The sequence below is a fragment of the Bacillus mycoides genome, from assembly GCF_000832605.1.
Taxonomy (GTDB): domain Bacteria; phylum Bacillota; class Bacilli; order Bacillales; family Bacillaceae_G; genus Bacillus_A; species Bacillus_A mycoides.
Map to the genome: position 1 here is coordinate 2169223 of NZ_CP009692.1, position 13128 is coordinate 2182350.

Here is a 13128-nt window from a genome sequence, read left to right on the forward strand (position 1 = left end):
TTTATTTTTGCATCCAAGTATATAATTTCCAAATAAGAGAAAAGAAAATGATATATCCAAATAAAGAATAAGCATGATGCCAATTCCCGTTATGTACAAATAAACCTAACCGCTCAGCAACTTGTTCAAAAATACTAGCACAAAGCCCTATTAAAATAATAAATATAGTTCTAGAAACTGCAGATAATGTTTTTGAAATTTGTATGAAAATGATTGTTAAAATTGGTAGCACAAACAACGTAAAGCCTATGTTAACTGAAAATATAGATGAGAAAGGTCTAACTGGAAAGGAATATATTTGTGTATGCACAAAGAAAGCATCTAAGCAAGTTCCAATAATAGAAGAAAGTAAGACTGTAACTAATAATGCTAAAAAATCATTCTTCTTCTCGAAGGAGGACATTTTTCTTTGCGAGAATTGCGAGTTCAATTTTTTCGAGTGTTTTGCAGTAGTCTTCTGTAATTTTTCCATTTATATTTTCCTCCTTATCAACTAAATAATTTACAACTTGCCAATCGTTAAACCAATCTTCATTTTCAACTTCTTCATGTTTCATATCCCGCCATGCATAGATGAGTGCAGGGCTGTATATACGATACGCGTCACTACGTAACTGGCATTTCTTTATTCGGCGTTTATAAAACTCACGTGAAAAAGATTCATTTACACTAGAAAATAAATGAGGCCAGTAATCTTTTCTTGAGCCTGTATGTGGATGGTGATGGACCCAGTTTATTATTTGAGATAAAATATGTGTATCCCGAAATAACAATGAATACAACCGTTTTCCAAGTGAAATTCGTTCATGCAAAGAAGTGAAATGTTTCATTGTATCACCAAATAGTAATACTTTTTGCTTTTTATCATTTTCGTAAAATGGGAAAAGGATATGATTAAACTGAAAAAAATCAAAGAGTTTAAATCCAATACTATTTAATACAGTCTTTTTAAAGTGTGCATTTTGAATAACTCTTTTTTCTAAGTAGTTTTGTTCATTAATAATAGTTGCGATCGCTAATGTTTTTTTGTTACCTGTTTTCCAAAAATCGTTCCACATTGTTTCCATAAATGTAGAAACATTTAAGTGAGTGAGAAGATGAAATAGCTTTTTTGATTTTTTTACACTTTGCTCATATAGTAAAAATTGAGGATATACATCTTGGAAAATGAGCCAATTTCCTCTTTCTAAAAAAGAGAAAAATGTAATTTGATCTTTCTCGGATAAAAGCCTCGTATATAAATCTCCCTTTAAATCTGTCATATTCCAGCCACCGTTACGTGATACGATATGCCCAAGTAGTGCCCAATGTATTTCTGGATATTGAATGTAAAATTGGTAGTATGCACGTGTTCTTGTGACGTTATTTTTATTTAGTTCTTTTGTCTGAGCTTTAATTTTATCGATGATAAGTTGCTCTTCTTTCGTTAATTTATATATGGTAACAGAAGAGATGAGATCGCTTTTTTGTTGTAACTCGTTTTTCACGTCGAATAGGGAGAGAGGGAGTGCTTTTGAGAATTCTTTAGATGTATTGTTTGAATTGCTTTGGTACATTCCATTACCTCCCTTTTCTATGAGTTTAAATGTGGTATTGGTTATGAATCATTCCATTTATCTCGCTATTAACGAGCAGTAAGACTCCCATCTCAAAAGTCGGCTAAAGCAAAGAAGTTAGGTGAGGGTGGGGCTGCTCGTAAAAGCCCGACTGATTCAACTAATAATCAGTCGGGGATGGACAAAATCCCCACTAATTAAAGTTTCACTTTATTTTATTACGAGCATAAGAAATAAATGAGCGGTGTTTTTTAAACCAGTAATATAGTTATCATTCAAACAGTATAAAGAAAATCTAATTGCTAAGAAGTGAAATGAAAAACAGAAACTATTAAAAAATAGTTTCTGTTTTTTTATTTTGTCAATTAAATGTAACAAACGACGATTATGATTTGAATCAATTGAAAATAATTCAATAACCTTAATAAATACAATTTGAATTGAAATGTATGGTAGGAGGAAAAGGAATGCTTAATAAAATAATTTTAATTACTGGTGGCACAGGTTCGTGGGGACATGAACTTATAAAACAACTATTAGAAAAATCACCGAAAGAAATTAGAGTTTTTTCAAGGAATGAAACGGTTCAGTTTGAAATGCAGCAACAGTTTATAAATGAAGAGAGATTGAAATTTATTATTGGAGATATTCGTGATAAAGAGCAACTAGTATATGCTTGCCAAGGTGTACATTGTGTATTTCATCTTGCAGCTTTAAAGCATGTTCCAGTATGTGAATATTATCCTTATGAAGCTATAAAAACAAATATACATGGTACGCAAAATGTAATTGAAGCATCTATCCAGAATCAAGTTGAGAAAGTTATATATGTTTCAACTGATAAAGCGGCCAATCCATCAAATACGTATGGGATGACAAAAGCAATTGGTGAAAAATTAATGGTTCATGCGAATGTGCAAACGAAGAAAACAAAATTCATTTGTGTTCGTGGCGGAAATGTTTTAGGAACGAGTGGAAGTGTGGTACCGCTTTTTAAAAAGCAAATTAAGCAATCTTCAAAAGTAGGGATTACCGATGCAAATATGACTAGATTTTTCTTAACCATTGAAGATGCTGTTGGATTGTTATTTAAAGCAGCATCTGAAGGAAGAGGAGGAGAAATCTTTGTTATGAAAATGCCAGCATGTAAAATAACGGATTTAGCAATAATATTGATTGAAGATTCAAAAAAAGAAAACGTGAAGATAAAAGAGGTAGGGATAAGACCTGGTGAAAAATTAAGTGAAATGCTTTTATCTGAGGTAGAGAGTAAAACAAGTATTAGTTTTGATCAAAATTATTTTGTGGTACTACCGACTATTCCTATAGAAGGACTTCAAGAATATTATGCTAGTTATCCGCTTGTGGATGTGAAGAGTTTTAGTTCTCAACAAGACTTACTTACAAAACATGAGGTGAAACAAATGTTAGAAAAAGGAGGGTTTTTACGATGAAAAGAAATGCGAGCCTTTTAATAACTGGTGCAAATGGCTTCACAGGACGTCATGCTTGCCAATATTTTTTAGAGCAGGGCTTTCATGTAATTCCTATGTTTCAAAATCGTTCACATAGAGAAAAAATCGAAAATGGTATTACTTGTGATTTAACAAATAAGAGTGAAGTAATGAAGGTAATTAAACAAATAAAACCAGACTATGTATTGCATTTAGCAGGAAGAAACTCAGTTAATGAGTCTTGGACAGCTTCTCTGGAATATATAGAGATTAACGTAATAGGGACTTTATATTTATTAGAAGCCATTAAGCAGGAAGCCTCGCATTGTAAAACATTAGTTATAGGATCTGCATTGCAAGCAGATAGTATGAAAAACATAAAAGTTTCAAATCCATATAGTTTAAGTAAAACTATGCAAGTCATTATTGCGGAGGCTTGGGGCGGATTAATGGATTCAAATATTATCATTGCAAAGCCCTCAAATTTAATTGGTCCAGGAGTATCGAATGGTGTTTGTTCAATTCTCGCAAAAAAAATGATAGATATAGAATCAGGTAGAAGTAAAGCGATTATTGAAGTAAACAGTTTGAAAGATAGTAGAGACTTTCTAGATGTACGTGATGCAGTTAAAGCGTATCATGTGTTATTACGTGATGGTATAAATGGAAAACAATATAATATTGGATCAGGAGTAAAACGCTCTTTATTAGATGTATTGGAACAATATAAAGGATTAACACAGTTGAATTTTACTATAAAAGAAACAGAGAATAGTGAGAGCGGCTCAAATGAAAGTTTAGTATTAGAGGATATAAAAAAGTTAGGTTGGGTTCCAGAAATCCCATTTCAGCAATCATTAAAAGATGTACTTGAGTATGCGAAGTGTAGTGACATCTGCATTTAATGAAAAATATAAAAGGATGTAAGAAATATATGAATTGTTATGAGACTATAAATAATCAAAATATGCTATCGCTTTCGATTGTTGATACGCTGGATTGGAAAGATGAAGAAGAACACGTTTTGCGCATCTATGAGGCGATAAATACATGTCGAGCATATGTGGAAAAGGTTAATCGAAACCCCAAAACAATATATACAGGAACTAGGCCTGTAATCCAAGTCTTTACTCAGTATGAATGTAGTGAGTATGGAAATGATTTTTATGAACTCATCAAAGATCTTTTGCAAGACATAGGTCTGGAGTTAAAGATTTATATAAATCATAGTAAGTTAATGTACATTTGAAAGATTACTATAAAGCTAGACTTTTAATGATAAAGGTGGGATATAAGCTATGAATAAAACGATTCTCTTTACTGGGGGCGGTACAGCCGGACACGTAATGATTAATATGGTATTGATTCCTAAATTTATAGAAAAAGGATGGGGAGTTGAGTATATTGGATCTCAAAATGGAATTGAAAAATTATTAGTTCAAAATGTTAAGTACAATAGTATTTCAACGGGGAAGCTCCGGAGATATTGGGATTGGGAGAACTTTAAAGATCCTTTTAAAATTATAAAAGGCTGCTTACAAAGTTATAAATTAATTAAGAAAATAAAGCCTGACGTTATCTTTTCTGCAGGAGGATTTGTTTCAGTTCCTGTAGTTGTAGGGGCATGGTTAAATAGTGTACCTATCGTAATACGTGAACCAGATAGCACGTTAGGACTTGCAAATAAAATAGCATTACCTTTTGCTACAAAACTATGCACAACATTTCCTCATACAGGGAAGAATGTAAGTAATGAGAAAAAGGTTTATGTAGGACCAATTGTAAGGGAAGAAATTGAGAGAGGTAACGTATTACGAGGAAGAAGGTATTGTGAATTTCAGCAAGATAAGCCAGTATTGTTAATAATGGGTGGGAGTCAAGGTGCTAAGTGGATAAATGATATGGTAAGGAAAAGTTTAGATACATTATTATTAAGTTTTAATATTGTTCATATGTGTGGTAAAGGGAAGGTGGATCCTTCTATCGGAATGGAAGGTTATATGCAATTTGAATATATAGGAGAAGAGTTGCCACATATACTGAATATGGCAAGTGTTGTAGTTTCCAGAGCGGGTTCTACTGCTATTTCTGAATTGTTATTTTTGAAGAAACCGATGTTGCTTATTCCGTTAACTAATGGTTCCAGTAGAGGGGATCAAGTTTTAAATGCTGACTATTTTTCTAGGCAAGGGTATGCGGAAGTATTACTTCAAGATAGAATAAGCACCAGTACATTTACAGATGTGGTAAATAAGTTGTATGTAAATAAGGAGAGATATATTCAAAACATGAATGGATTTAAGAAAACAAATGAGGAGGGAATTCATCAATTAATAGATTTAATAAATGAAGTAGTTAAATAATAAAAAAAGGAAAGAAAATAATTTCTTTCCTTTTTACTATAGTTGTTCAAATTCATTATTACCTATAACGATTACATTCAGTATAGAGTTATATGCATTTTGATTTACTATGGACGAATACCGTTTTCTAACAGCTTAGTAAATGCATTGGCATAAATAGGTTTACTGTAATAGTAACCTTGAATAAACTGACATTTATTTTTTTGAAGGAAATTTACGTGTTCTTTCGTTTCTACGCCTTCAGCAATGACGGACATTCCTAATGTATTTGCTAATGTGATGATTGTTTTAATGATTTCCATTCCATCTTCACACGTTTCAGACATTGTAATAAATTCTCTTGGGATTTTTAACGTATCGATTGGATATAAAGGTAAGTAGGCTAGGGAAGAATAGCCTGTACCAAAGTCGTCGATTGAAATGTGAATCCCTAAACTTTTTAGTGTACGCAGTTTTATCAATGTTTCTCTCTCATCCATCATTGCAATTCGTTCTGTTAATTCTAGATCAAGGGAACTTGCTGGTAAGCCTGTAGTTGCTAAAGTAGAAGAAATAGATTTTACAAATCCTTCTTGTTCAAATTCTTTAGCAGATAAATTTACCCCTATTTTTAAATGCGAATATCCGAGTGCGTGCCAACGTTTCATTTGCTCACAAGCCTGCTGTAATGTCCATTTTCCTATTGGAATAATTTGTAGTGTTTCTTCTGCAATCGGAATAAACTCGTATGGAGAAATAACACCTAATTCAGGATGATTCCACCTGATTAAAGCTTCTGCACCGATAATTTTATTAGATTCACTATCAACTTGAGGTTGATACAAAAGGAACAATTCTTCATTTTGTATTGCGTTTGGTAAATCTTTTTCTAATCGTAATCGTCTTTCGATTTTTTTAGCGATTACATCGTCATAAATAGAGACAGAGTTAAGCTCTTTTGCCTTTGCATCATACATTGCAACATTAGCGTTTTTCAGAAGTGTAGCGGTATCGATTCCGGAATGTGGATAAATGGAGATACCGATACTCAGTGATAAAGTTAATTTATGCTCATGTATGACAAACGGCTTTTCCATGCTTTCAAATAATTGGTTACATAACTCGAATAAGGAATCTTCGTCAGTATAGTTTTCAATTAAGATTGTAAACTCATCACCACCGATTCTTGACAGATGAGTATGTGATGGAAGACATGATTGGAATCGCTTTGCTACTTCTTCTAATATGTAATCACCTGACGAATGTCCAAGTGTATCGTTAATTACTTTAAAGCGATCTAAATCTAAATATAATAATGCAAACTCACTTTGTGTTGTTTGAGCATTTTTTATAAATTTTCTTAGCTTCCTATGGAAAAAGGATCGATTCCCAATTTTCGTTACAGTATCGTGGAATGCTAAATATTTTATTTCTTCTTGTTGTTTTTTTAGTGCGGTAATATCCTTTACCATAATATAGCTTCCTGAAATTTGTCCATCTATCATAATAGGAACGATGGTAACGTATAAAAAATAAGTAAAGCCATCTTTATATTGAGAACTAAGTTGTAAGGATGCTGATTCTTGTTGTTTAACTTTTTCTAATGCAGATATCAGTTTATGTTTATCTGCATCTAAAATAATAGAAAAACATGTCTCACCAAGTAACTCGTTCGTTGGTGCTCCAAGTAGTATACTTCCTGCTTTATTTACATTTAAGAATATTCCATTTAAATCAATCGTAAAAATGGGATCAGGATGATATTCATATAATGATTTGAATTTTTGTTGTTTCTGAGATAGGGCCTCTGATTTATGGACTAAATCAGAAGTTCTTAAAGTAACTTTTTCTTCTAGTTGAGCATTAAATACTTGTAAACGTTTTGTTAGGGTGTCGTTTTGCATACGCACAATAGAATGGCGAATAAGTACGAAAACAAAAGCGATACAATTTCCTGTAATGAGAGTTGAAGACGATGTTTGTTCTTTTAATGTAAACCCGATTAGTATTGCAACAGCAAGATAGGGAAATACGACTAAAACTTTCTTTCCTAGTATAGGGTTTACAATGAAATAATTTTTATGGCTATTATCATCTTCTGAAATAGACCCAGCTATTGCGATAAGCAATATAGGTATTCTATATAAAAGACGTAAAAATGTTATAGTGTCAGTTGATAAATGGGTATTTAAGTAAAAATAAATATAGTTAAAAGTTGCAGAACTAATTAATACAAAAATAAAGATATAAATTTTCCGCTTGGACTTAAAAATTGTTGGGCGGAAAAAGAGACTAACACCTAGTAGAAGAAATAATAGATCTGCAATTGGATATAGAAATGAAAGGAAAATATCTGCGAGTGAAAGTGAGAATATATTTAAATTTGGCTGATTAAATAAATACCATTCTAATGTGAATATGGAAGTAAGTACTATACATATATCACAAATAAAGAAAGCTTTTTCCCATTTATTGCATTCTTTTAAGATCTTATAGCAAAAAGCGATAAGGCAGAAGAATAGAAAAAACATGTAAAATACATCAGAAATAGTAAAATGATGTATTGGAAGTTCGAAAAAGGTATCTTGATACGTATATACTACTTTTCCTAATAAAAAACTACCAATTGCAATTGTAATACATATCCAAAAAGGATTTGAACTAACTTTTTTAGAGTATATAGAGTAAATTAGCGATATAAATGTAATGACTTCAACGATGAGTGAAGCGAAGCGTACATTGAAATTTGAAAAATTAGTAGGGAACAGAAAGAAAAACATAAAATAGATTGAATAGCATATTAATGTTGTGATTAATATACATATCTGTAAATTTTTATTTAATTTCAAAAAAATCACCTTCTTTAAGTATGTACTATATTCGTAATATCTATATGTAATAATATTGCTTAAGGATTGTATCAGATTTCCTTATAAAAAGCATGCTTATAAGGAAAAAAACAAGAGTGCAATAATTCTTGAAAATGAAAAAACACTACATTTAATGATTTTTAGTGTATCAAGATTTTAGATGGGAATTGTATATTTAGTCATCCAGTATATTTTAAAGGTTTTTTAGTGCTTTGCAAGTGGAGATGCAAATTTGCATATAAAATGATGGGATTTTCTTTCTAGGTGAGTTTTTGATTGTTATAGGCTAGTAAGGAACACCTTTGTATGTATCTATTTTCATACTAATGAGGGATTTCAAAAATGTTTTAAGAATATACAATAAAATATAGTCATTCATTACGTTTTTAGTATGGGAGGAAAAGCATGAAAAATTGGGTGAAGTTTCGAATAGCACGTCCAACAGATAAGTTTGAAGAGGTTATAGCATTCTATGAAAAAGGATTAGGTTTAAAGCGTATAGGTGAATTTTACGGTCATGAAGGTTACGATGGCGTCATGTTTGGACTACCAGATGAAGAATATCATTTAGAATTTACAAGATATATAGATGGGAGCCCATGTCCAGCTCCAACAAAAGATAACTTACTTGTATTTTACATGCGAGAAGATAGTGAAATGAAAAAAGTGAGTAAAAGGCTGCATACAATGGGGTATGGTGAAGTAGAACCAGAAAATCCGTATTGGAAAGAAAAGGGGATAACGATAGAAGATCCGGATGGTTGGAGAATTGTATTGATGAAAATAGAAGAATGAGGTGTGGCGAAACTAGAGGAGAAAGACGTTTCGAGTTTTGATAGTGTAAAAGAAAATATATATAAGCTTCCTTGAAGGGGATAAAATCAAGGGGAAGCTTTTTTGTGAATTTATCTGAAAATTAACATTTGATAATTTGTTCTGGAAAGATATGAAATAAGAACGTATATTCTTATGGGTTGATAGTCATGTCTTTAAAGAGGGATATAGAAAAGGGAGGAATTATGAATACATATATCTATATGGTTAGGCATGGTGAATCGCCAAAATTAGAAGGAAATGAAAGAACACGTGGATTAACTGAGAAGGGAATTTTAGATGCTCAAAGAATAACTGAGATATTAGAAACAGAGGGAATTAATACTTTCATTTCAAGTCCGTATAAGAGGGCTATGTTAACGATAGAAGAGTCAGCGAATCTCCATGAAAAAGAAATGTTAGTATATGAAGGTCTTAAAGAGTGTAAGTTTTCAAAAGAAAATAAAATTATATCGGATAAGGAAGTGTACCCACTTGTAAAGGAGATGTTTTTTAATCCAGAATATGCACTGACGGATGGAGAGTCATATGCGGATTGTCAGCGAAGAGTAGTGAGAGTGTTAAAAGAAATATTAATGAATTTTCAAGGACATAAAATTGTAATTGGTACACATGGGCTTGTAATGACACTAATGATGAACTATTTTGATAATCAATATGGACTTGAATTTTTAATGAATACATCCAAACCGGATATATATAAGCTAGAATTTAAAGAAGAGCAATTAATGAATGTAGAGAGATTATGGAGAGAAGAATGAAATGGGGTATATGGAGTGTGTTTTAAAAATTACTTTTAAAACACACTCTTTTGCATTAAGTTGAGTTTTAAATATTTTTACTAATACGTTCTTTGTTTTTGTTATTTAAAGTATGTAAGAGTTTTTGAAATACCTTAAATGAATGCTGGAATATTGGACTTTGAATAAAAGTGTATAGAAAAGTTACGATAAAAACAGGACCTCCTAGCATGTATCCAATGACTAGTACAAAGCATTCTACAATAATTCGAGCACGGCTAATAGATAACCCAGTTTTGTCAGAAATGGTAAGCATGAATCCATCGCGGGGTCCAGCACCAATGCCAGCCGCAACGTACATGCCGCCCCCAATGCCTGTAATTGCAATACCAGAAAATAAAATGAGTAAGTTTATCCATAAATAATCACTAGCGTTTGGAAGGATTTTTGATTGTAAGAAAAAGTCCATAATAGGACCGATAAGTAGTGCATTTAAAAATGTGCCCACGTTTATATATTTTCGATCTACTAGTAAAGAGATAAGAACGAGACATAATCCACATATGACACTCCAAGTGCCAATTGTCCACCCAAATCGTTGGTAGAGAGCCATATTTAAAACTTCCCAAGGGTGTAAACCGAGGAATTTAACTTTGACTGCGAGAGCATTTCCAAGTCCAAAAAAAATTAATCCTAGGAAAAAAAGAAAATAGCGAAAGAGAGTTAGCCTCATCTTTAAAACCTCCCAATATATAATGATGTATATTATATGTTTGAATTTAAATGTACAAATGTTATGTCTTTTTATGATTTATTAAAAATGTAAATGGATATATATTTTCACAGTCAAAAAAGTTAAAATATTTCGTTATAAGGATTATAATAGAGAGAGAACTATAAAAGGAGTGAACGAATTTGAAACAAGAACTTATTGAAAGATTTACGAGATATGTAAAGATTGATACACAATCAAATGAAGAAAGTCATACAGTGCCTACAACACCAGGGCAAATTGAGTTTGGTAAGTTATTAGTGGAAGAGTTGAAAGAGATTGGGTTATCAGAAGTGACGATGGATGAAAATGGTTACGTAATGGCAACACTGCCTGCTAATACAGATAAGGATGTTCCTGTAATCGGCTTTTTAGCTCATTTAGACACAGCAACAGATTTTACAGGGGAAAACGTAAAACCACAAATTCATGAAAATTTTGATGGTAATGCGATTACGTTAAATGAAGAATTAAATGTTGTGTTAACACCTGAACAGTTCCCGGAATTACCATCATATAAAGGACATACAATTATTACAACTGATGGTACAACACTTCTTGGAGCAGATGATAAAGCTGGTCTTACAGAAATCATGGTCGCAATGAATTATTTAATACATAATCCGCAAATTAAGCATGGAAAAATAAGAGTAGCATTTACACCGGATGAAGAAATTGGCCGTGGACCATCGCATTTTGATGTAGAAGCGTTTGGTGCATCGTTTGCTTATACAATGGACGGAGGTCCATTAGGTGGTTTAGAATATGAGAGTTTTAACGCTGCAAGTGCCAAATTAACTTTTAGAGGGACAAATACACATCCTGGAACAGCGAAAAACAAAATGCGTAACGCAAGTAAACTCGCTATGGAATTCGATAGACAGTTACCAGTAGAAGAGGCGCCAGAATATACAGAGGGATATGAAGGGTTTTATCATTTACTCTCTTTAAATGGTGATGTCGAGCAAAGTAAAGCTTACTATATTATTCGAGATTTTGATCGTAATCATTTTGAAGCGCGTAAAAATAATATTAAAGATATTGTGAAAAACATGCAAGAGAAGTACGGCGAAGATGCAATCGTTTTAGAGATGAATGATCAGTATTATAATATGCTTGAAAAAATTGAACCGGTGAGAGAAATTGTTGATATTGCGTATGAGGCAATGAAAAGTTTAAATATTGAACCGAATATTCATCCAATTCGCGGTGGAACAGATGGATCGCAATTATCATATATGGGATTACCAACGCCAAATATTTTCACTGGTGGTGAAAACTATCACGGTAAATTTGAGTATGTTTCGGTAGATACTATGGAAAAAGCTGTTCAAGTAATTGTAGAAATCGCAAGACGATTTGAAGAACAAGCTTAAAAAGAGAACCAAGTAGTAATGAAGTGCTACTTGGTTCTTTTCTATAGTAAAAATACAAAGTGAAACTTGTTACAAGACGTTTGTAAAAGGGGGAAATGTTATGAGTGAAAATCAGTTTCATGGTTATATAGGGACATATACCAAAGCAGAGAGTAAGGGGATTTATAAATTTATACTTGATACGAACATCGGAGAACTTAAAGGGATTGAATTAGCAGCTCATATAGGAAGTCCGACATATGTAACGATTAGTCATAACAACGAGTACCTTTATTCTGTTGCGAAAGATAATGGGTTAGGTGGAATTGCTAGTTTTTCTATTCATAATAAATCCGGTAATCTAAATTCGATTAGCATGCAAGTTTTAGAAGGGGCATCGCCGTGCTATGTAAGTGTGAATCGGGAGAATAGTATAGTAGTAGCAGCTAATTATCATAAAGGAACAGTAGAGTCCTATTTAGTGAAAAAGGATAATGGAAGTTTAAATGCTGCTACGGTAATTGTAGAACATAAAGGGTCAGGACCAAATAAGGAAAGGCAAGAAAAGGCACATGCTCATTATATAGATTTTACTCCTGATGAAAAATATGTAGTAGCAGTTGATTTAGGAATAGACAAGGTGATTACATATAAAGAAAGTGATGGAGAACTAATAGAAGTTACACGGTTATCTGTAAAACATGGTAGTGGTCCAAGGCATCTTATATTTCATCCAAGTGCGCAGTATGCATATGTTATGACAGAATTAAGTTCAGAGATTATTGTACTTCAATATGATGCAAAGAGTGGCAGTTTTAAAGAAAAACAATACATTTCTACATTACCTGAAGATTTTAGAAAAGATAGTTATGGAAGTGCAATTCACATTTCTTCTGATGGCAAGTTTGTTTACGCAGCAAATAGGGGACATAATAGTATCGCGGTTTTCCGAGTGAATGAGCACAATGGAGAGCTCGCTTTTATTGAAACAGTATCGACAGAAGGGGATTGGCCACGTGATTTTTCTTTAGATCCGGATGGAAAATTTTTAATTGCAGCGAATGAAAGATCTAATACTTTGACTTTATTTGCTAGGGATGAAATGACAGGGGAGCTAACGCTTGTACAGACGGACGTAAATGTTCCAGAGCCAGTATGTGTGAAGTTTTTACATGTGAAAAAATAGATAGGTTTCCCTATCTATT

Annotated in this window: 12 protein-coding genes; 8 read left to right on the forward strand and 4 right to left on the reverse strand. The window is 32.5% G+C overall.

Annotated elements, in window-relative coordinates; all coding sequences use genetic code 11:
* Position 1: 1 nt before the first annotated feature.
* Together BG05_RS13150 and BG05_RS13155 are read right to left on the reverse strand one after the other, a co-directional pair.
* A complete protein-coding gene (locus BG05_RS13150) occupies positions 2-403 on the reverse strand; it encodes a CBO0543 family protein (RefSeq protein WP_002128679.1) in 402 nt (133 codons plus the stop codon).
* Positions 378-1556 (reverse strand): DUF2515 domain-containing protein, encoded by a 1179-nt coding sequence (locus BG05_RS13155; RefSeq protein ID WP_002128677.1) that lies wholly within the window; start codon positions 1554-1556, stop codon positions 378-380. Before BG05_RS13155 ends, BG05_RS13150 begins: the two co-directional genes overlap by 26 nt.
* A gap of 467 nt (positions 1557-2023) precedes the next feature.
* Between BG05_RS13155 and BG05_RS13160 the strand changes: the two genes are divergently transcribed.
* The 4 genes from BG05_RS13160 to BG05_RS13175 are packed head-to-tail and all read left to right on the forward strand — an operon-like array spanning position 2024 to position 5373.
* A complete protein-coding gene (locus tag BG05_RS13160; protein ID WP_002185097.1) occupies positions 2024-3010 on the forward strand; it encodes a UDP-N-acetylglucosamine 4,6-dehydratase family protein in 987 nt (328 codons plus the stop codon).
* A complete protein-coding gene (locus BG05_RS13165; protein WP_002128673.1) occupies positions 3007-3915 on the forward strand; it encodes an SDR family oxidoreductase in 909 nt (302 codons plus the stop codon). Before BG05_RS13160 ends, BG05_RS13165 begins: the two co-directional genes overlap by 4 nt.
* Positions 3915-4259, forward strand: coding sequence for a DUF6572 domain-containing protein (locus tag BG05_RS13170; protein ID WP_170935245.1), 345 nt, complete (start codon positions 3915-3917; stop codon positions 4257-4259). The genes BG05_RS13165 and BG05_RS13170 overlap by 1 nt, the downstream gene beginning before the upstream one ends.
* 49 nt (positions 4260-4308) lie before the next feature.
* Positions 4309-5373 (forward strand): undecaprenyldiphospho-muramoylpentapeptide beta-N-acetylglucosaminyltransferase, encoded by a 1065-nt coding sequence (locus BG05_RS13175; protein ID WP_002128671.1) that lies wholly within the window; start codon positions 4309-4311, stop codon positions 5371-5373.
* A 107-nt stretch (positions 5374-5480) separates the two neighbouring features.
* On the opposite strand, the gene BG05_RS13180 is transcribed toward BG05_RS13175, so the two are convergent.
* The gene (locus BG05_RS13180; protein WP_033734216.1) at positions 5481-8201 is read right to left on the reverse strand and encodes a putative bifunctional diguanylate cyclase/phosphodiesterase; all 2721 of its coding nucleotides are present in this window, start codon (positions 8199-8201) and stop codon (positions 5481-5483) included.
* A gap of 426 nt (positions 8202-8627) precedes the next feature.
* Here BG05_RS13180 and BG05_RS13185 point away from each other — a divergent pair, with 426 nt between their 5' ends.
* Complete coding sequence (locus BG05_RS13185) at positions 8628-9017, forward strand: VOC family protein (RefSeq protein ID WP_002014647.1); 390 nt, start codon at positions 8628-8630, stop codon at positions 9015-9017.
* Between the two features lie 224 nt (positions 9018-9241).
* A complete protein-coding gene (locus BG05_RS13190) occupies positions 9242-9817 on the forward strand; it encodes a histidine phosphatase family protein (RefSeq protein WP_002185101.1) in 576 nt (191 codons plus the stop codon).
* A gap of 67 nt (positions 9818-9884) precedes the next feature.
* On the opposite strand, the gene BG05_RS13195 is transcribed toward BG05_RS13190, so the two are convergent.
* Entirely contained in the window at positions 9885-10529 is a 645-nt protein-coding gene (locus BG05_RS13195; protein ID WP_003191052.1) for a YczE/YyaS/YitT family protein, read from the reverse strand.
* A 182-nt stretch (positions 10530-10711) separates the two neighbouring features.
* Between BG05_RS13195 and pepT the strand changes: the two genes are divergently transcribed.
* Entirely contained in the window at positions 10712-11944 is a 1233-nt protein-coding gene (gene pepT / locus BG05_RS13200) for a peptidase T (RefSeq protein ID WP_002128664.1), read from the forward strand.
* Between the two features lie 100 nt (positions 11945-12044).
* Positions 12045-13109: a lactonase family protein gene (locus BG05_RS13205; protein WP_002128663.1), complete on the forward strand. Its 1065-nt coding sequence runs from the start codon at positions 12045-12047 to the stop codon at positions 13107-13109.
* Positions 13110-13128 lie beyond the last annotated feature (19 nt).